Source organism: Kaistella sp. PBT33-4, from assembly GCF_029194425.1.
In the GTDB taxonomy this organism is placed as follows: domain Bacteria; phylum Bacteroidota; class Bacteroidia; order Flavobacteriales; family Weeksellaceae; genus Marnyiella.
This window is the reverse complement of sequence record NZ_JARFYL010000001.1, coordinates 555,358-576,708: the sequence shown is the minus strand read 5'-3', so window position 1 is coordinate 576,708 and position 21,351 is coordinate 555,358. Positions and strand designations below refer to the sequence as shown.

General features: G+C 43.9%; 15 protein-coding genes. 9 read left to right on the top strand and 6 right to left on the bottom strand.

Annotated elements, in window-relative coordinates; translation table 11 throughout:
* Positions 1-88: 88 nt before the first annotated feature.
* From P0M11_RS02665 to P0M11_RS02650, 4 genes are read right to left on the bottom strand one after another with little or no spacing between them, the layout of a single operon-like run.
* On the bottom strand, positions 89-3,244 hold the full coding sequence (locus P0M11_RS02665) for an efflux RND transporter permease subunit (protein WP_275624331.1): 3,156 nt from the start codon (positions 3,242-3,244) through the stop codon (positions 89-91).
* A gap of 21 nt (positions 3,245-3,265) precedes the next feature.
* The gene (locus P0M11_RS02660; RefSeq protein WP_275624330.1) at positions 3,266-4,321 is read right to left on the bottom strand and encodes an efflux RND transporter periplasmic adaptor subunit; all 1,056 of its coding nucleotides are present in this window, start codon (positions 4,319-4,321) and stop codon (positions 3,266-3,268) included.
* A 7-nt stretch (positions 4,322-4,328) separates the two neighbouring features.
* Positions 4,329-5,666 (bottom strand): TolC family protein, encoded by a 1,338-nt coding sequence (locus tag P0M11_RS02655; RefSeq protein ID WP_275624329.1) that lies wholly within the window; start codon positions 5,664-5,666, stop codon positions 4,329-4,331.
* A 2-nt stretch (positions 5,667-5,668) separates the two neighbouring features.
* Positions 5,669-6,265, bottom strand: a complete 597-nt coding sequence (locus P0M11_RS02650; RefSeq protein ID WP_275624328.1) for a TetR/AcrR family transcriptional regulator — start codon at positions 6,263-6,265, stop codon at positions 5,669-5,671.
* Positions 6,266-6,668: 403 nt separating this feature from the next.
* Here P0M11_RS02650 and P0M11_RS02645 point away from each other — a divergent pair, with 403 nt between their 5' ends.
* The 6 genes from P0M11_RS02645 to P0M11_RS02620 all read left to right on the top strand — a co-directional run bounded on the left by P0M11_RS02645 (position 6,669) and on the right by P0M11_RS02620 (position 12,332).
* Positions 6,669-7,328, top strand: a complete 660-nt coding sequence (locus P0M11_RS02645; RefSeq protein ID WP_275624327.1) for a hypothetical protein — start codon at positions 6,669-6,671, stop codon at positions 7,326-7,328.
* Positions 7,329-7,893: 565 nt separating this feature from the next.
* Positions 7,894-8,295, top strand: a complete 402-nt coding sequence (locus tag P0M11_RS02640; protein WP_275624326.1) for a hypothetical protein — start codon at positions 7,894-7,896, stop codon at positions 8,293-8,295.
* A 10-nt stretch (positions 8,296-8,305) separates the two neighbouring features.
* On the top strand, positions 8,306-9,022 hold the full coding sequence (csgH, locus tag P0M11_RS02635) for a curli-like amyloid fiber formation chaperone CsgH (protein ID WP_275624325.1): 717 nt from the start codon (positions 8,306-8,308) through the stop codon (positions 9,020-9,022).
* A 6-nt stretch (positions 9,023-9,028) separates the two neighbouring features.
* Positions 9,029-9,439: a curli assembly protein CsgF gene (locus tag P0M11_RS02630; RefSeq protein ID WP_275624324.1), complete on the top strand. Its 411-nt coding sequence runs from the start codon at positions 9,029-9,031 to the stop codon at positions 9,437-9,439.
* A 17-nt stretch (positions 9,440-9,456) separates the two neighbouring features.
* Positions 9,457-10,827, top strand: a complete 1,371-nt coding sequence (locus P0M11_RS02625) for a CsgG/HfaB family protein (protein ID WP_275624323.1) — start codon at positions 9,457-9,459, stop codon at positions 10,825-10,827.
* A 5-nt stretch (positions 10,828-10,832) separates the two neighbouring features.
* Complete coding sequence (locus P0M11_RS02620; protein ID WP_275624322.1) at positions 10,833-12,332, top strand: carboxypeptidase regulatory-like domain-containing protein; 1,500 nt, start codon at positions 10,833-10,835, stop codon at positions 12,330-12,332.
* Positions 12,333-12,442: 110 nt separating this feature from the next.
* Here the strand turns inward: P0M11_RS02620 and P0M11_RS02615 are convergent, their stop codons facing one another.
* Positions 12,443-13,099 (bottom strand): response regulator transcription factor, encoded by a 657-nt coding sequence (locus P0M11_RS02615; protein ID WP_158064506.1) that lies wholly within the window; start codon positions 13,097-13,099, stop codon positions 12,443-12,445.
* A 133-nt stretch (positions 13,100-13,232) separates the two neighbouring features.
* Positions 13,233-17,864, bottom strand: a complete 4,632-nt coding sequence (dnaE, locus tag P0M11_RS02610) for a DNA polymerase III subunit alpha (protein ID WP_275624321.1) — start codon at positions 17,862-17,864, stop codon at positions 13,233-13,235.
* A gap of 249 nt (positions 17,865-18,113) precedes the next feature.
* Between dnaE and P0M11_RS02605 the strand changes: the two genes are divergently transcribed.
* The 3 genes from P0M11_RS02605 to dnaJ all read left to right on the top strand — a co-directional run bounded on the left by P0M11_RS02605 (position 18,114) and on the right by dnaJ (position 21,310).
* Entirely contained in the window at positions 18,114-19,451 is a 1,338-nt protein-coding gene (locus P0M11_RS02605; protein WP_275624320.1) for an Nramp family divalent metal transporter, read from the top strand.
* Between the two features lie 125 nt (positions 19,452-19,576).
* Positions 19,577-20,116, top strand: coding sequence for a nucleotide exchange factor GrpE (locus P0M11_RS02600; RefSeq protein WP_275624319.1), 540 nt, complete (start codon positions 19,577-19,579; stop codon positions 20,114-20,116).
* 72 nt (positions 20,117-20,188) lie between these two features.
* The gene (dnaJ, locus tag P0M11_RS02595) at positions 20,189-21,310 is read left to right on the top strand and encodes a molecular chaperone DnaJ (protein ID WP_275624318.1); all 1,122 of its coding nucleotides are present in this window, start codon (positions 20,189-20,191) and stop codon (positions 21,308-21,310) included.
* Positions 21,311-21,351 lie beyond the last annotated feature (41 nt).

Sequence of the window (21,351 nt, the reverse complement as noted above, 5' to 3'; positions counted from 1 at the left end):
TGCATAAAATAGCATCCGGGAGTCTCTTTAAAAAAAACACCCCTGAAAAAAGGTTATTTCAGGGGTGCTTCTGATGGAGTTACTAACTTTAAAATTCCAGTTCGTTTTCCGGATGGATATGGTCATAATCTGCAACCATTTCCTCCTCATAGTTGGTCTTTTCCTTTTTGCTGAATCTGTTTTCAAGCCTTACCATAATAAGGTAGACAACCGGAACAATAATCAGTGTCAGGAACAGCGAGGAGATAAGTCCACCGATAATTACGATAGCCAGACCGTTGTTCATCTCCGCTGCGGCGCCTGAAGCGAGGGCGATAGGTAACATACCGAATACCATCGCTATCGTGGTCATCAGGATAGGTCTTAAACGGGCATGGTTGGCCTGGATTAGCGCATTTTCTATACTCTCACCTTTATCTACCCTGTGGTTCGCAAAATCAACAAGCAGGATGGCATTCTTGGCCACCAGACCGATCAGCATGATGATACCTAGTATCGTAAAAATGTTCAAACTCTGGTTGGTGAGCGCCAGCGCCCATAGTGCACCGATGAATGACAGCGGTATGGAGAAGAGTACAATGAACGGTTTCAGGAAGTCGTCGTAAAGCACCACCATAATCATATATACCAACATAATGGCGGCCAGCAGCGCGATACCCAAAGTTCCGAAACCTTCGCTCTGGTTTTCCATATTTCCGCCCCATACCCAGTTCACACCGGCAGGTTTCTTAATTTCAGCCATCTTGGTTTCCCATTCGGCAGCTACTGTACCGGTAGTCTTACCGACAGTCTGCGCCTGTACGGTAACCGATGGCGATCTGTCATACCTTTCCAGCAAGGCAGGTCCCGAAGTAAAGTTAATATCAGCAAACTGCGAAAGCTGTATTCTCATACCCTGCTGGTTCACGAAGTTGATGTTGCGGACATCATCAATACTTGTCCTGTTGGCTTCATCAAGGATGATATTGATATCATACTCGTTATTACCGGTACGGAATTTATTATCGGTATTACCGCTGAACGCCGTTCTGAGGGTCTGACCAACGGAGGCTACGTTCAGGCCGAGAGAAGTCATCTTGTCACGGTCTACTGTTACTGAAATTTCAGGGTTACCTTCCTCCACACTCAGTTTAATTTCAGAAGCACCGTCTATGGTTCTCAGCTGCGCTTCGGCAGTCTTTGCGTAAGCCATTGCATCTTCAAGCGTCGTGCCGGTTACCGTCATCTGCAGCGGAGCCTGTTCCGCACCCATAAATCCGACCGGAACCGTAGTTACTTTCGCTCCTACCAGAACTTTCTCCAGATCGCGTTTCAGTTTGGCCGCATATACTTTAGTATCGTCTTCCCTTTCATCTTTCGGAACAAGCTCTACACTGATTTCCGATTTATAATTGGTGGACTGCATAGCACCCATACCGCCACTAACGGATCCTACAGAGGTGATCATTTTCACAATCTCCGGCTTTTTGGCCAGGTGCTTTTCGGCAGCCTGTGTAATGAAGTTGGTCTCTTCCAGGGAAGTGTCTTTAGGCATCTCGATCTGAACCAGGAATTCTCCTTTATCGGTACCCGGGAAAAAGTCAGAACCAATATAACCCATAACGGCCAATGCGATTGCACTGATGAAGAGCACAATGGTAATGGCGAAGGTTTTCAGCTTGTTTACCAAACTCCACTTCAATATCCCCTCAATCTTATGGGTAAACCAGGTAAGTCCCTCCTCAAATTTATATATAATCTTTCCGAAGAAAGAGGTATTGCTTATCACTTCCAGTTTCCCGTAGCGCGAGAACAACCATGGAACCACCGTAAAGGACACCAACAGTGAGAGCATGGTAGCAATAATTACCGTGACACAGAACTGCGAGATAATGTCGGATACGAGACCCGTACTCATCGCAATAGGCAGGAATACCACCACAATTACCAATGTAATGGCAGTAACCGTAAACCCAATTTCCTTGGCACCGTCGTAGGAAGCCCGCACTTTGTTCTTACCCATCTCCATGTGGCGGTGGATATTCTCGATAACTACAATCGCATCATCTACCAGGATACCTACCACCAGTGAAAGACCCAGCAAACTCATGAGGTTAAGACTGTAACCCAGGATGTACATTCCGATGAAAGTCGCGATAAGCGAGGTCGGAATGGCTACCATTACAATAAGTGCATTTCGGAAACTGTGCAGGAAGAACATCATAACAAAAGCCACAAGCGCAATCGCGATAAGTAAATCTTTAATTACAGCGTTCGCAGCGGCCAGGGTGAACGTTGAAGTATCACTGGCAACCGTAATCTTAATATTGTTTCCTTTGTACTGCTCTTCAATCTGTGCAATTTTTTCCTGAACCAGACGGCTTACTTCCACCGCATTGGCATCTGTCTGCTTCTGCACCTGGAGCATCATTGTATTTTCCTGGTTGATCCTCGCTATTTTATCGGCCACCTTCTGCGTGTCCTGAACTTCAGCGATATCTGACAGTCGGATATTCTGTCCGTTTTTGGAAGATATCGTCAGGTTTCTCAATTCTTCAACCGAACTGATCTTTCCCGCAAGACGGATCAGTGTACTGTTTTCACGTGTCTTCAGACTTCCGGTAGGGAAATCGAGGTTGGACATGGTAATGATCTGCTGAACTTCGGGAATGGTGAGGCCATAGCCTTCCATTTTAGACTGATTCAGGTTGATTCTGATCTCCCTTTCCTGACCACCCACAATATCCACCTTGGACACGCCCGGGATTCTGGAGAATACAGGTTGAATTCTCTGGTCTATCAGGTCGTACAGCTCATTTTCGGTAAGGTTACCGGTAACTCCCATCCTTACGATCGGCATATCCGAAAGTGAGAATTGGGTAAGAGACGGCTCGTCTATATCTTCAGGCAAATCGGACCGGATGGCATTGATCTTCCGCTGGGCCTCATTCAGGGCAAAATCCACGTCGGCATCATTGTTAAACTGCACAATTACAACGGATAAACTCTCATAGGACTTGGACTGGATCTTTTTTACTCCTTCCAGGGCAGATACGGCATCTTCTATTTTCCGTGAGACCGTATTTTCCACCTCGGAAGGCGATGCACCCGGATAAACCGTTGCCACAGTTACCACTTTAACTTCAAATTTCGGGATCAGCTCATAATTCAGCTGCGAATAGCTGAATAGGCCCCCTATGACCAGTAATGCAAGCATTACAATGACCAAACTGGGTCGTTTAATCGATACTTCTGCTAACTTCATCTATATATATGCTTAGTCGATTTATTTCAGTTTACGGATCGGCGTTTTGTCCGTCAGATTGATCTGGCCACTCGTAACCACCTCATCGCCGGCCTTCAGACCACTGATCACCTCTACACGGTCGCCATAATTTACACCGCTCTGGATCTTGGTCAGATAGGCTACGTTATTGCGTACCACAAATACGGTATTATCACTCACACTGCCCACAAACGCCTCCCGCGGAATAGTAAGCACACTGCCGCTGCCGCTTCGGCTGAAGACTGCGGTTCCGTACATACCGGCTTTAAGTTTGTTAAATGAATTGGGAACTGTAATTTCCACAGGAAACTTCAGTGCGCCCGAAGCAGCGGGTGCGATGAAGGTAATCCGGCCATCCAGCGCGCCTTCAATTACATCGGGCTGAACTTTCACGCTGTTGCCTACAGATAGCTGGCTAACCAATGACTGGTCTACATCGACCTTAAGTTTAACGGAAGAGATATCCACCACCTCAACAATAGGCGTACCCGGGTTAAGCACAGTTCCCACTTCTACAAACTTTTGGTTTACGATCCCGCTTACCTTTGAAATGACGTTGGTATCGCCGGACTGTAAGTTGGCTGACTGAAGCTGGGTTCTGGCATTTTTAACCTGCAATCTGGCCTGATCCAGCTGAAGTGCTGTGACACCACCTGTCTTGTAAGCCTGCTCATAACGGTCTAAGGCCATAACTGCGTTATCCAGATTGGCTTTTGCACCGGAAACGTTCACGTTTACTTTCTCACCTGCCAAACGGCCGATGCTTTGTCCTGCACGTACATAACTTCCCTCTCTAACATTGAGTGAGATCAGCTGTCCACCCATTTCCGCGGAAATCTGCGCCTGTCTGTTGGGCAGGAAAGTACCGTTCACCATAAATTCACCGCTAATCTCCTCTTGCTTTACGAGAGTGGTACGAACAGCCACATTGGTATTCTTTTCCGCTACCACCGCTACCTTTTCCTCATTCTTCTTCTTGTTGTTCTGAAGGATAAAGTAAAACGCGACAGCGATACCCAGTATGGCCAGTATGCTGATGATTGTATTCTTTTTCATAGTTTATTTAATTATTATCAGTTAATGTTTTCAGTTTTCCCTGAGACTTAAGCAGGTCGATTTCCGCAAGTTTATAATCAAGCTTTGCTTTTGTTAAATTATTTTTCGCTTCGGTAAGGTCGCGTTCCGCATCAAGAATATCATTCAAAGTAGCCAAACCATGCTGGTAATTGCTTCTGGTATTGGAAAGAACCTGCTCTGCCAAAACCACATTTTCCTCCTGCATGGAAATCATGGTCATATTATTTTCCAGTTCCGTAACGGCATTTTTATGTTGAAGGTCCAGACCCAGCTGCGTTTCCCTTAAATCTGCGCGGGCTTTCTCTATCTCGATCATACTAAGTTCTACACGTGATTTTGTAGCGAAGCCGTTAAATATCGGCACCCGAACATTTAACCCTATGGATGCCATATCGGACCAAAACACACCGTTTTCCTTACCGTTCCACCACGGCATTTTTTCACCCTGACCCAAAAAACCATAGTTAGCAGAAAGTGCTACCGACGGGTAGTATTCTGCTTCAGTTGCTTTTTTCTGCCATTCAAGCAGTTCGATCTGCTTGTTCACCAACTGAACTTCGGTGCGGTCGTCAAAGTTCGCGCTGCGGTCCGGCAACAGTGAAGGTTCAAAAGTCTGCTCCGGAAGCTCAATTTCCTGGTCCATGGGCATACCGATCATAAATTTCAGCGCATTTTCAGCCAAATCCACTGTGTTTTCCAATTGCTTCACACCGGAACTTACATTATTACGGGCCACTACTACCCTGTCATAATCAATTTTTCTGGCCAGACCTGCATCATATAAACCTTTAATCACTTTAATGGTTTGGTTAGTGATATCCAGATTGCTTTTTGCATTGGTCAGCATTTGGTCTGCCTGATAGACCTGAAAATAAGCGTTGGCTACTTTTTCAATAATCTGCTCCTCGGTAAGGCGTGCGTTGATCAGATAGAACTCCTTCGTGGACCGGGCTGCTTTCAGACCTACAAAAACCGACTGATTAAAGAGGTTTTGTGTAAGCTGCACCATATTGCTTGAAGTCCACTTTTGGCCAAAGGCCACCTTCACCTGCTGTCCTGGTGCACCAAAGATCTCACCAGGAAGTACCGATTCCTGCAGTAAGGGATTATAACTTGTAGAACTGTTAAAGCTGATGTTGGGGTAAGCATTGGATTTCACTTCAGCAATCTGCGCGTCACCCTTGCGGATATCCAAACGGGCTTTCTCGGCCTCAGCCTTATGTTCCAAAGCATAAGTGATAGCCTCCGGCAGCGTAAGCAGCCTGGCGTCCTGAGCATTAAGCAGTCCGGCGGTCAGTATAAAGCCAAAAATTAGTTTCTTCATTATTATATATGGTTATATTTTATTAACTGTTGTTTCCCTAATTCGGTAGTGATTGCATTCATATAAAAGTTGAGTGCTACATTACTGTATTCTGCACGGTCCGTCTTCGAGGTGTCCAGAAATGGCGAACTGTCATAAGACATCACCATCTGAAAATAAATACTGGCATAAAGCGCAGCATCGAAATCCGTGCGGTAATAGCCCTGCTCGCGGCCGCGTTCTATATTGTGAACAAGCACTTCCGTGAACCTTTCAGAAAAGTTCATCATATGTTTGTTAAAGATGGCCGGATAATATTTAAGCAATTGACGAATAAGAACTGAATTATTGGACCGGGAAGCTTTTTCTATCTCCTCATCGCGGCAATACATACGGTCCACGGCATTCTCTATCTGCTTATCCATTTTATTGAGTTTCTCAATTACTTCAGTGAGTTTATACTCCAGCACATCTTCCAGTAAAGCCTCCTTGGTTGTATACTTCTGGTACAATGTCTTTTTAGACATCCCGAATTCACGGGCGATATCATCCATTGTAAGGGTCTTGGCACCATTCTCAATGAACAATTCCGCTACCTTTTCCAAAAAACTTTTATCCATACTTTGATTTTGACGCAGCAAAGATACTTATTTGGAAACTAATAAACCAAATAAGTTTCCAAGTTTATTTACGATAATAATAATAGAATTTGTTGATAGAAATCGATTTATTCTGCGCGCGCAAACTTTTTACTTCATAAAAAAAGCTGTGAGTAACAGAAAGCTTTGCAGGTTTTGAAATTTACGTTATAAAAACCCTTCAGACAGCTACACCCTTAAGTGCTTCATAATGTAACAACTGTGAAATCATCTAGTTAAAAATTGACTAATGGATTTCGGGGAATTAACCCAATATACCTAACCGCTTTCACTGATATTTCGGAAATACTGATTTACAGGGATTTGCAGTGTCTTAAGCGAGACTACATTTGTAACACAAACTAACCAAATAAATTTTTTAAACATGAAAAAATTAGTTACAGGTGCAGTGGCACTACTGGCAGTAGGTTTTACTTACGCACAATCAAATGTTGATTATTCCAGACAGTATGGAAATGGAAACATCTCCAATCTTTTACAGGAAGGATTTCAGAACAACAACGATTTATTTCAGGACGGCACTACCAACATCGCTGGCATTGCACAGGACGGTACGTACAACCGAAGCATCGCTGTGAGTCAAGGTACCAGCAACATTCTGGAAATTGATCAGGAGGGAAATGACAACAGCAACGATGCATGGCAAGTTGGTGTAGGAAACTACGCCAAAGTTAACCAGAAGCAGGCAATAGGTGGTCAGATCGCGTGGACCAGACAAAATGGTATCGACAACGAAGTTGAGTTGTACCAATGGGACACTTCTAACAGAGCATACATGACTCAAAGTGGGGAAAGAAACTATGCTGGTGCACAACAGTATACTGTTGGTAACGTAACAACTGGCGAACAGTTTGGTAATGATAACAGCTTGATTAACTGGCAAACCGGAAATGCAAATCAGAGTTTCCACCGTCAGGATGGTACCTTTAACGAGGCAACGCTTGATCAAATGGGAACCAATCAGATGCACACCGGTTTCCAGAACGGAAGCGGAAATATGATGACTGTGACTCAAATGGACTAGTCCCGCCTATAAAATTGCGAATCCGTCTCAAATTGGGACGGATTTTTTTTGCTCATTTTCAATGAACACCTGTTTTCTTGCCAAGTGAAACCTAAGTATTAGATGCAGATGGCACATTTCATTGGAATGGACTTCATAATGATAAACAGTACAGCAAAAAATAAATGGATGTCCTCTTTTAAATTGATGTCAAAAGGTTATTTATCCCAACATCTAACTGTTTTTGGGGAGATTTAGGAAGTCCCTTCTAAGGGGGATTTGCCATATATGATCAGCGGCTAAATTTGTGTATACAATAACCCTTAAACCTTTGAAAACATGAAAAGAACAACACACAGTACATTGGCACCGCCAATCTTAAAGTCAGCCAGTACAAAACTGTCCCAGCAATCAAAGAGGCAGCAGTTTTATGAGTCCAATCCGGGAACTCATTGCACGAAAATGGACAGTTGGTTCAATGCCACAGTTCCATCTAATCGGATTCACTTTGAAAATACAGGCACAACAATCGCCTAGGTACACACTGACAGATTTACGGGCGTCCATCACCCAAATATTTACCACCATGAAAAGAGCAATAACTTTCATTTTGTTTCTTCTGAGTTTCAATTACTGTTTCTCGCAGGAAGTTCCAATGTTTGAGATCAACAGTGATAATGTATTAGACTATTACAGCCAGATCTCAAAATCCAATCTCCAGCGTTCTTCCGTATCAGTAGCTGCACAAATCGGTAATAACAACTTAATTGAAGTCTGGGATAATGCGGGGGCCAGTATTATTATCACTCAGTTAGGAGATAATAATACGACTCTTTATCAAAACTACAACGCTTACCCTGCAACCGCAGAGATTGCCATCAGGGGCTCAAACAACCTTGTACATGTAGAAGGAAGCAACAGCATCTCAGATGGAATGAAAATGAATATAAACGCCAATGACATGACGATTCTAATGAGAAATAATTAAACCCTTGAAAATGAAAACTCTCATCACAATTCTGACTGTTCTTTTCTGTTGTATAGGTCTTGAAGCACAGGAAACCGCAGCAGTTACGGGAAAAATTATTTCAGAGAACAATGAAGGTCAGGTGAAAATCAAAGCCGCTGCAATCAGCAATTCGCAAACCTTTGCGGATATGAATTTTATACTGATCACGCTTAAAAAAGGTAAATCAGGTACATCTTCCAATAAACAGAGCGGTAAATTTTCGCTTAAACCCAATGAAACACGTATTCTGTCGGAGACGTACGTAAATCTTGCTGAAAAAGACGGGCTAAAGGTTTATCTGTTTCTGAAAGACGAAGAGTCGGACCGCACCATTGCTAAAGACAGTCTTGAAATTAATCCGCAACAGTTTACGGCTGAGATCACTTATATCCCGGAAAAAGATCTGGAGTTGGCCGGTCTTACTATCGACGATACAAAAACGCGGATGGGACAAATGTTTTATGAATTATTTTTTAAAAAGTACAACCAGATACCAGAGAAATATGATGGTACTGTAATCATCACAGAATTGCCGTCTTTCGGGCGCAACAGCAGGATTACAGTGACAGTGGATGACCGGGTTATATACAGTTTCCTGTCCAAACCGGACGAGGAGTCTGTGGAGGCCGAAGCACAAACCGCACTGAATTACCTGGCAGATTACACTGCAAATCAAAGTCTGAGAGACCGCGAATTTAAATACTGACCAATCATGAAAAAAATACTTTATCTAATCCTCATCTTTTGTGCCGCAGCAACTGCACAGGCACAGCAGTTTGTATATAAACCAATCAATCCGGCCTTTGGAGGTGAAACATTTAATTACCAATGGCTGCAAAGTTCGGCCAGTGCACAAAATCAGTTTGACAATAGTTCCGGCAGCCGGGGGCTGTCCTCACTGAACTCTCTAAGCAGTTTTACAGACAACCTGAACAGACAGCTTCTGAACGAAATATCAAGAAAACTGATGGGTGACCAATTTGGTGAGGGCGATTTAAAGCCCGGAACTTATGTTTTTGGCTCCATGTACCTTGAAGTTATACAGACAGGCCAGGGACTTCTTATTAACATCCTGAATACCAGCACAGGGGAACAGTCTGAAATCCTGATCCCCGGCAGCTAAATAAAACTTGAAAACCCATGAAAACATATCATCAAATAAAGCAGGCATCGCTATGCCTAGTTTCCCTCTTTCTTGTGGGCTGCACCTTATTCAGCATACCTACGGAAAGGGAAAAGTCAACGATGGGAGAAATAACTCGATATACCCCCGAAATCCGCAACCTGCCTGCACCGAAGGACAGAATAGTAGTAGGTGTATATAAATTCCGTGACCAAACCGGCCAGTATAAGGCTGCCGAAAACGGCGCAAGCTGGAGTACTGCAGTTCCTCAGGGAACCACCACTATCTTATTGAAAGCTCTGGAGGACAGCCGCTGGTTCAAGCCAATTGAACGGGAAAATATTGGAAATTTACTAAATGAACGGCAGATTATCCGCAGTACCCGCAAAGAATATTCAGGTAAAGAGGATGATGGCCCCAGTTTGCCTCCCCTGTTGTTTGCCGGAATCATCCTGGAAGGTGGTGTAGTCTCTTACGATACAAACGTAATGACGGGCGGTGTGGGTGCCAGATACTTTGGCCTGGGCGCCAGCGCACAGTACAGACAGGACAGGATAACCGTTTATCTACGCGCAGTATCAACATCTACCGGCGAGATTGTTAAAACGGTTTACACCTCCAAAACTATCCTTTCTACAAGTGTAAACGGCAACTTTTTCAGATTTATCGATACAGAGAGATTACTTGAATCAGATATTGGCTTTACCCAAAACGAACCCGTACATCTTGCCGTTACAGAGGCCATTGAAAAAGCAGTAATGTCACTAATTGTAGAAGGAGTACAGGACAAGCTGTGGGATAATAAACTTAAAGACCCCAATGATTTCAATGCTGTGATCGCTGCATATAACAGTGAAAAAAAGGTAAATGCTGAACGCTTTGCCGAGGGAAGCGCACTTGCCATACAGCGACCCAGAAATGCAATTTTTGGATATGGCGAAGCCTATCAGCTTAAGGGAGATTACACGGGATCCAGGACCACTTTCGGAGGAAAAATTGGTTATAAGCGTTTTCTGACTGACCACCTGAACGCTGAATTGAACGGTGGAGTTGTCACTATGGAAAATACCGGAATTCTGAAAAGGTCGGGTATTACCTCAGAGTTTAACCTGGAATATCTTATGATGCCGAGATATAAGTTCTCACCTTTCATCTACGCGGGGGCAGGTATGATGATGCTGCCTGATGATGTACGCTACAAAGCCCAGCTTGGAGGAGGTCTAGAATATCTGATGAGCCGAAGTTTGGCGGTGAGGTTGATGACTCAATATGACCTCGGGTTTACGGACGACTGGGACGGCATAGCTCAAGGGTCCCGAAACGATCACGGTGTACGTGTTGGTGTAGGTTTAAATCTTTACTTCGGCAACAAAAAAATTAAAAAATAAGAATCATGAAAAATATCATTATACATACATTTTTAGCAGTCCTCCTTGTCTTCGGATTAACATCATGCAGCGAGGATCTTATAGATAAAGTACAGTCCGGTTCAATTAAGGGAACCGTAATTAAGAAAGGCACCAATCAGCCGCTTAAAAATGTGAAAATAAGCACGAGTCCATCCACTGAAACGGTTTTCACAAAAGACGACGGTTCTTTCCTCATAGAAAATGTGCCGATTGGGGATTATTCTGTACGTGCAGAGATGTCGGGCTATTTGGCCAGCCTGCAAGGCGTAAATATAAAGAACGATCAGCAAACCGTTTCTGTTGTATTTGAAATGAGTGACGACACAAGCAGTAATTCACCGCCTACAATACCACAATTAATAAGCCCAATAGATAACGCGGTGGATCAACCCCTGGCGGTAGATCTTTCCTGGACCAGCACGGACCCTGATTCCACAGATGTATTAAAATATAAGCTTACTGTGAAGAACGACTTCGACCAGAATATCATTGAAATAAATGATCTTACTGCTAAACACTATTATCTGGAAAACCTGAAATATGGAGTTACTTATTACTGGCAGGTACAGGTAAGTGACGGTGTAAATCCACCGGCAAACAGTACAGTATTCCGCTTCAAGACAAGCGCAATGCCGAACAACCGCTTCCATTATGTTAAAAAGAACATCAATGGGAACTATTACATCGTTTCGTCCAATGATACCAATGTTAACTTCAGCATGACTCCTACAACACTAAGCAGCTTCCGTCCCCGCCTGAACCAGAATGCCGGTTTGGTAGCATTCCTCCGGAATGTGGGAGGAAATGTGCACCTCTTCACCGCGCAACCGGACGGCTCAGATGTTTTTCAGGTAACAACAGTTCCGGTGGCTGGCTTCAATAATAGCGAACTGGATTTCGCCTGGAAAAGCAACGTCCAGGAATTCATTTACCCAAACTTCAATAATCTATACCGGATAAACAAAGACGGTAGTGGCCTGCAACTCATCTATACTACCCCGGACGGCAGTTTTATTACAGAATGTGACTGGAGTCATGACGGCAGCAAGATTGCTATAAAGACCAACGACGCACACGGTTACAATGTTAAAATTTATGTGATAGATATGGCAGGCAATACTTTAAACACTGTGCTTCAAAATGTATCCGGAGCCGCCGGTGGCCTGAATTTCTCGGTAGACGGAAATCAGTTACTCTACACGTACGATATTTCCGGGCATCAGGAGCCAAGTTACCGCCAGTTGGACACCCGAATCTTCGTATATAATCTGCAGAATGATACGCGCAAGGATTGGTCAGCCGTAACATCAAAAGCGAGCGGTACAAATGACCTGGATCCCAGATTCTCGCCAAATAATGCCGAAATCATCTTTACCAACACATCCAACGATAATATATCCCCCAGGAATATCTACAAAATCAACCTGCAGGATAATACACGAACAGCTTTATTCCCGAACGCAGAAATGCCGGATTGGGAGTGATGTTTTCAAGGGGAGTTGAGGAAGAAATTCCTCAACTTTTTTTTATTTAAAAAAGGCAGAAGATCTAAATTCTTCTGCCTTTTTTATAGGTTATTGTACGGTAATCAAACTTAATTTACCAGACTGTTTTCAAGAGCATATTTTACAAGTTGCGAAGAACTGTTAATATTGAATTTCAACAGGATGTTTCTGCGGTGTGATTCTACTGTATGGGTACTGATAAAAAGTTTTTCCGCAATTGCCTTGGTCCGCAGTCCGTCACAGATCAGGTTCAGTACATCCATTTCACGTGCAGTGAGTTCTGAATTGCGCGGACCTGTCTTTTCCTTTTCATCGTCAACACTGCAGATGAAGTTAACAAGAGCTTCCTTCGAGTCATTACTGATGTACACATTACCATCAATAATCTGTGCCAAAGCTTTATGGAACTCTTCATAATCGGTGTCTTTTCCAAGATATCCTTTAACCCCCCTGTCAAAGAATCTCTTCACCATTTTCATCTCTGATTTCACAGAAATGACGATAATCTTTAAATCCGAATTAATTGCCAGCACCTTTTCTACTACATCCAGCGCTTCATGCATATTCATACTGTTCAGATACAGCAGAAGAATTTGCGAATTGTCCGTAACAAGGTCCCGAACTTCACTTAAAGAACTGGTTTTTAGAATTTCATACTGATTATGAAAGCCATGTTCCCGTAGCGAATTGACCATGAAACTCAGACAGAGTCCATGCTCACTGTAAATAATTGTTTCTTTTTTCATCTTTGTGTTGTTTTTACTAAATTAATAATAAAAACAACACGAACCTAATATATTTGTCAAAAATCAGAAGAAAAATAGTACTAAAATCAAAAATTTACATTAATCGACGTAGTACGGCTTTTTACTCCGGATTTTAGTTGAGGTAAATTTCATAGCGCTGCATCTCGTTAAATACGTTAATGAGATCTCCGCTGATATTTACCTGAGTCTGAAGACTGAGTAGCTCAATATGACTTTGGTCTTCCGGATTCTTTACATAAAAACCAAGTTTCTGGTTTCCGGCCCAGCGTGTCAGTGTTTCCCGGAGGAAAATCACATCATCGCGGCGAAGGTCATTGATATCCAGTACTACGGTCATACTTTTGGCAAACTGTTCAAATGCTTGCTTCAGCTCGCTCACATCTGTAACGTTTACAAAAACACGGCCGTCCCGGGAAATCGTAAACTTAATTTTAAAAATAAGGAAACGCTGCACGTCAATTTTATCGCGAAGCCGCAGATAATCGCGGTCTCCAAGCCTGAAGGAATAGCTGCCTGAATAATCTTCCAGTGTGATGAAGGCGATTTTCTCTCCACTGTTCCGACCGTCCCGTACTGTATATTCAGTAACCAGTCCGGCTACCATATATTCTTTGGAATTGGTGTTAAATTTCTGCTTTTCCCGGTAATCCTGAATTTCTTCGAACAGTCGGATTTGTTCTGGACCAAAATTCCGGTCGCGAAACGCATCGATTTCGTCCAGATTCAGAAAATTAAAGCTTCCTCTGGCCTCAACGTTCCTTTGCTCGTCCTCCAGCACTCCTTCGTCCTCATCCATGATAAGATCCACCAGGTCTTCGTTTTCCTCCTCGTCCTTTTCCACAGGAACAATTACAGGATCCAGAGCCACAATTTCGTCCTCCGGTCTCCCTTCCAGAATACTGTTCCTGCCAAGCGCTCCCTGAATAAAACGGTACTGATATTTAAATTCGTCCAAAGGATGGGCTGACAGATAAAACCCGATGATTTCCTTCTCCTTGTTGAGCAGATACATATTGGGCCATTCCGGTGCCGGGTTAATCTTAGGCGGCTCGATGCGGACCTCCTCAGCAAAATCAGCAAACAGTGAATTCTCAATTTCATTCCGACTTTCCTGAAAACTCTGGCCGTAACGCAGCAAACGTTCCAGGTTGGTTTTTCCGTTATTATCAATATCAAAATACTGTGCTCTGTGATAGTTGTCTACTTCATCGAAAGCACCGGCCATAACCAAACTTTCCGCCACCCTTTTATTGATCTGTGAAGAAGGTATACGCTGGAAAAAATCGTAGACATCGCTGTAAAATCTTTCTTTCCGCGTTTGCACTATGGCTTCACTGGGTCCCTCGCCAATACCTTTAATGGCTCCCAGTCCAAAACGGATCTGACCCTTGTCATTCACAGAGAATTCATATTGTGATTCGTTTACATCGGGTCCCAACACATCAACGCCCATATTTTTGCAGTCTTCCATAAACATGGTGATCTGCTTGGTATTGTTCAGGTTATTCGTCATCACACTGGACATATATTCCGCCGGATAATTGGCTTTAAGAAAAGCTGTTTGGTAAGCGATCAGGGCATAACATGTAGAGTGTGATTTATTGAAAGCATACTCAGCAAAGGCTTCCCAGTCCTTCCAGATTTTATTGAGGCGGTCAACATCCAGGTTGTTTTTTTCGCCCCCTTCCAAAAATTTTGGATACATCTTATCCAGCGTTGCACGATCCTTTTTACCCATCGCTTTTCTAAGGGTATCGGCCTCGCCTTTTGTAAAATTAGCCAGCTTTTGTGAAAGCAGCATCACCTGCTCTTGATAAACAGTGATACCGTAGGTTTCCTTCAGATACTCTTCCGTTTCAGGTAAATCATATACAATTTCTTCAGAACCATGTTTCCGGTTAATGAAATTAGGTATGTATTTTATAGGTCCCGGCCGGTAAAGGGCGTTCATGGCGATAAGATCAGCAAACTTGGTGGGCTTCAGTTCACGCATGTATTTCTGCATTCCCGGACTTTCATACTGAAAAATACCAACGGTTCTCCCTTCCTTAAAGAGCTGATAGGTTTTAAGGTCATCCAGCGGTATCTCGTCAGGATTAATCTCAATACCGTGTCTTTCCCTGATCAGTTTTATTGCATGCTTGATGATGGTTAAAGTCCGGAGACCAAGAAAGTCCATCTTAAGCAGTCCGGCATTCTCCGCAACAGAGTTATCAAACTGAGATACCAGGATATCCGCATCTTTTGAAGCAATTGTGATAGGTACAAGATTGGAAATGTCCTCCGGTGTAATGATCACCCCGCAGGCATGAATCCCGGTATTCCGGATGCAGCCTTCCATTTTCTGTGCTGCCGCAAGCACCTCGTAACGGCTGTCTTCAGGATTGGCCAGGATGTCTTTCATCTCCTGCGCCAGAACTTTATCTTCATCGCCGAGTTTCTCAAATTTGGCAAAAGCTTTAGCAATATTCATCCCGGGTGTAGATGGTACCAGCTTGGCAATATTGTTGGTTTCCGGAATCGGCAGATCCAGCACGCGGCCGGCGTCCTTTATGGCCGACTTTCCACCCAATACGGAATAAGTAATAATCTGTGCTACGTTTGTTTTGCCGTATTTTTCAACCACCCACTTTATGATCCTGTCCCTGCCTTCATCGTCAAAATCGATATCAATGTCGGGCATTGAGATCCTCTCAGGATTAAGAAAACGCTCAAAAAGCAGGTCGTACGCAATTGGATCCACATTCGTAATGCCGGTACAGTAGGCTACTGCAGATCCAGCGGCAGATCCTCGACCTGGCCCTACCCAAACGCCCATTTTCCTGGCTTCGTTACAGAAATCCTGCACAATCAGGAAATATCCGGGATAACCGGTTTTGGCAATGACTTCAAGTTCAAAATCCAGCCGTTCACGGATCTCATCAGTAATCACCTCATAACGCCTTGCGGCACCCTCGTAGGTAAGGTGCCTCAGGTAGGCATTCTCACCTCGTTTCCCGCCATCTACGAGATCTTCTTTACTTAAAAATTCCCCGGGAATATCAAATTCAGGCAACAGTACATCCCGTTTTAATGTGTACGCCGAAAATTTAGCAAAGAACTCAGAATAGGCAGCGAATGCATCCGGGTACTGGATGAAGGTACGCCTTAATTCCTCGGGTCCTTTAATATAAAATTCTCTTGTGGGTAAACCACGTCTTTTCCCAAAACCGCGGCCAACGGGTGAGCTTAATTTTTCGCCATCCTTAATGCAGTAAAGAATATCCTGGATGTGGGCATCGTCTTTATCTGTATAGAAAGTTTCGTTTTGCGCCAGTATTTTAACTTCATACTTATCCGCAAACTGCAGCAGGACTTCATTAAGGTGCTCTTCTTCATCAACTCCGTGGTTTTGAATCTGAACATAGAAATCATCACCAAAGGTTTCCTTCCACCAGCGGAATATCTCCTCCCCTTTTGTTTCTCCGAATTCAAGGACCGTATTGGGAACATCGCCTGCTGTTCCCGCGGTTAGGGCGATAAGGTTGTCCTTATATTCGGCAATCATGGACCTGGAAATACGGGGAACACCGAAGTAAAATCCGTTGACATAACCTAAACTTGATAATTTGGCCAGGTTTCGGTAGCCGTCAAAGTTTTTTGCAAGCAAAACCACGTGCGTCCTGCGGTCCGGATCATCTTTTGTGAACTGTTTCTGCTCAGGCCTGTCGGAAATATAAAATTCACAGCCAATTATTGGTAAAAGCGGATCTTTTCGGGGTTCAGATAATTGCATTTCCTGCTCACCGGCCGCTTCTTTCTGTTTTAAATACTCCTCATAATTCTTTCTGATCGAATCATTGGCTTTTTCAACTTCCGAAACAAATTTAAAGGCGCCCATCATATTGCCCAGGTCCACCAGACCTACTGCCGGAAAATCATTTTCCAGCGCCTTGCGTACCAAATCGGAAATTGTGCTTGTAGCCTGAAGTGAAGAGTAGATACTGTGATTGTGAAAGTGAAAGTAATCGCCCAATTCAATTTCATCAGACTCACCAAAATCAACGGTTTTCTTTTTCTTAAATGCGGCTACCTGCCTTCTTACGACAATTGGGAAGGGTGCAAAAGGCAACGGATGGCCGGCAATAAATTCCTTGAGTTCCGTTTCTGAAATTCGGAGCAGTTCGGCAGGGATCAGTCCGATGCGCATCATCTCAAAGAAAACCTGTGCGGTCGCATTTACATCGGCGGCGGCGTTGTGCGCCTCGTCAAATTTGGTTCCGTAAAGTTTTTCGTACAGTTCCTCCAGTTTGGGCGACTTAAAGCGTCCGTTTTTGCCACCTCCCAACTGACAGTAAGGGGTACCAAGCTCCATCGTATCGGCTGCGGGTATCTCCTGCAAAGTGTTTGGAATACCAAGCCGGAAAAACTCTGCACCCACAATTTTATAGTCAAAATCAATATTGTGTCCCGCCACGACCTGTGCCTTCTCTAAAACCTGCTGAAATTCCGCCAAAACCTCACTGAGATCACGACCAAATTCATGTGCCATCTGGGTGGAGATACCATGGATTCTGGCCGCATTATAAGGAATATCGTATCCGTCAGGCTTTATGATATAATCCTGATTTTCAATCAGATTACCGTCACGGTCATGGAGCTGCCAGGCAATCTGTACCATCCTGGGCCAGTTTTGCGAATCGGAAAGCGGAGCATTAAAATTTTGAGGTAAACCGGTGGTTTCAGTATCGAATATTAAGAACATTATTCAGGGGAAATTTCGGTAAAATTAGCGCAAAAATTCTTGATAAAAAATTAGAAATAGAACGCAATTTGAGTTTCATAGAATTAGAACTGTACAGAAATTACCGTAACAAAGTTATGATTGACTTTACAGGTCATACTATCCTTTTACGAAGCTGACAATCTGTAAATCACTTAAATCATTCACTATTAACAGTTGCACATAAGAACAATTTACCTATTTTTGTTAGCCTAATCTAACTTTCGATCTATGTTTTTTAAATCTGGTGCTAAAGCCTGGCGGCGTGAACGCTCTGCCGACTCGCTGCCCGAGGTATTTTCAAGCATCCACATACCCAAAGATGCCGGATTCTGGCGAAAGCTTATGGCTTTCACCGGCCCCGGCATGATGGTGGCTGTGGGATATATGGATCCCGGTAACTGGGCAACGGATATTGCCGGTGGTGCAAAGTTCGGGTATACCCTTTTGTCTGTCATTCTAATATCCAATATTTTTGCAATCATCCTCCAACATCTTTCCCTGAAATTGGGTATTGTAGCCGAAAGGGATTTGGCCCAGGCATGCAGGGACCATTTCAGTCCTAAAGTGAACTTTATACTCTGGATGCTTTGCGAGATTGCAATTGCGGCCTGCGACCTTGCGGAGGTGATCGGCTCTGCCATTGCGCTGAATCTGCTGTTTGGTATACCCCTGACATGGGGTGTAGTAATAACAGTCATTGATGTATTCCTTATTTTATTCCTGCAGGCAAAAGGTTTCCGCGTCATCGAAAGTATTGTGGCCGGCCTTATTTTCGTGATCTTAGGATGTTTCGCCTATGAAATTATCCTTAGCAAGCCGGACATCTTCCCCATCCTGAGCGGACTGGTTCCGCAAAAAGAGGTCATAACAAATCCTTCCATGCTGTATATTGCTATTGGAATTTTGGGTGCCACAGTAATGCCTCACAATCTTTACCTGCACAGCAGTATAGTACAGACCAGAAATTACGAGCGCACCACCGCAGGAAAGAAGGAAGCTATAAAATTTGCTACCATAGACAGTACAGTCGCATTACTTTTGGCTTTCTTCATAAACGCAGCGATCCTGATTGTTGCAGCGGCTACCTTTCATACAACAGGAAACCGTGATGTTGCCGACATCCATGACGCACATAAAATGCTGGCACCGATTCTCGGAACAACCCTCGCAAGTATTTTCTTCGCTGTAGCACTCTTGGCTTCCGGACAGAACTCTACACTAACAGGAACTTTGGCAGGTCAGATCGTGATGGAAGGCTTCCTCAACATCCGCCTGAAACCCTGGTTGCGCAGGCTTGTTACCCGGCTCATAGCAGTGATCCCCGCCTTAATAGTGACCATCATATATGGTGAACAGGGAACTACAGATCTCCTCCTTTTAAGCCAGGTCATCCTGTCCATGCAACTGAGCTTTGCCGTGGTGCCCCTCGTAATGTTCACAGGTTCCAAACTTAAAATGGGGCAGTTTGCAAATAAACTTTGGCTCAAGATAATTATTTGGGTGATCGCCATAATCATCATATCGCTTAATCTTTATCTTCTTTATGAAACCTTTTTCATCAACTGACTTTATTGAGACTAATTGCGAGGACGCTACCTGTTTATATTTGAATTTTGGGAAAGTGTGCCGAATTGTCCTTAAACCTGCTTTGGCAATATCTTTGTGAAAGCGATGGTATAAATTATAAAAATATGTCGGAAAACGAAGATATTCAGCAGGAAATGCATAACGAAACGGAAGAGCAGACTGCTGAAAACACGGAGCAGAATACTGAAAATGTGACAGCGGAAAAAGGTGCGGAGGAACTTTTGGCAGAAGAGAAAGACCGTTATATCCGTCTTTTCGCAGAATTTGAAAATTACAAGAAGAGGACCGCAAAGGAGAAATTGGAATATTTCCAGTTTGCCAATCAGGAAATGATGATTTCAATGCTGGGTATTCTTGATGATTTTGAGCGTGCGCTTAAAGAAATCAGTAAATCCGGTTCAGAAGATCAGCTTCAGGGTGTTGAGCTCATTTATCAGAAATTCCAGCACAGACTTGGCGAAAAAGGTCTTAAACCGATGACTGTTCAGGCAGGAGACGATTTCAATGTTGATTTTCATGAAGCCATTACCCAAATCCCAGCACCCAATGAGGAACTTAAAGGTAAAATTGTAGACGTGATTGAAACAGGTTACACCCTGCATGACAAGGTAATACGTTTTGCCAAAGTGGTAACCGGAAACTAATATAATCAAACGGTTACGATGGTCCGGTTAGTATGCGGATGGTCCTCTGACTGAAGAAATAAATAACAGAACATGTCTAAACGAGATTACTACGAAGTACTTGGCATATCCAAAGGTGCTTCGGCTGATGAGATAAAGAAAGCCTACCGCAAGATGGCATTGAAATACCATCCCGATAAGAATCCGGGTGATAAAGATGCGGAAGAGAAGTTTAAAGAGGCGGCGGAAGCTTATGAAGTTCTGAGCGACGATAATAAAAAAGCCCGTTACGATCAGTACGGACACGCCGGAATGGGCGGAGCCGGTGGTTTTGGCGGCGGCTTCGGTGGTGGCGGAATGAATATGGAAGATATTTTCAGCCAGTTTGGAGATATTTTCGGCGGCCACTTCGGCGGAGGTGGTTTTGGCGGCGGTGCGCAGCGCCAGCAATTAAAAGGCAGTAATCTGCGGGTACGTATTAAACTTAATCTTGAAGAGATGGTGAACGGTACCCAGAAGACCATCAAGGTAAAGAAAATGAAACTGGCACCGGGTGCAACGAGCAAAACATGCAGCACCTGTAACGGCAGCGGGGTTCAGGTAAAGGTCATGAACACAATGTTCGGCCAGATGCAGACCCAAACCCACTGCGGTACCTGCCAGGGAATCGGAAAAGTGGCCGATAAAATTCCGGCGGGTGCCAATTCTCAGGGTCTTATTAAAGATGACGAGGAAGTTACAATCAATATTCCGGCGGGTGCCCGCGAGGGAATACAGCTTAACGTGAGGGGAAAAGGGAATGATGCACCATTTGGCGGAACTCCCGGCGACCTTCTGGTTGTTGTAGAAGAGGAAACCGATTCCGTCATCAAACGTGAGGGCGACAATCTTCATCAGGAACTGTATATATCATTTGCCGAAGCGGCACTTGGTACACAAAAAGAAATCCCAACTGTTGGTGGTAAAGTTAAGATTAAGGTGGATGCCGGAACCCAGTCCGGAAAAATCCTGCGTCTCAGCGGCAAAGGTCTGCCAAGCATAGACAGTTACGGAAAAGGCGACATGTTTGTACATGTTAATGTATGGACACCTCAAAACCTGTCTGCAGAACAGCGCGAATTTTTTGAAAGTCAGCTGAAACGCGGAGAAATGATAGCCGAACCGTCAGGTAAGGAAAAAACCTTTTTCGATAAGGTTAGAGATCTGTTCAATTGAAGAAAAATTAGAGAGGCCATCCGGTCTCTTTAATTTTTTTT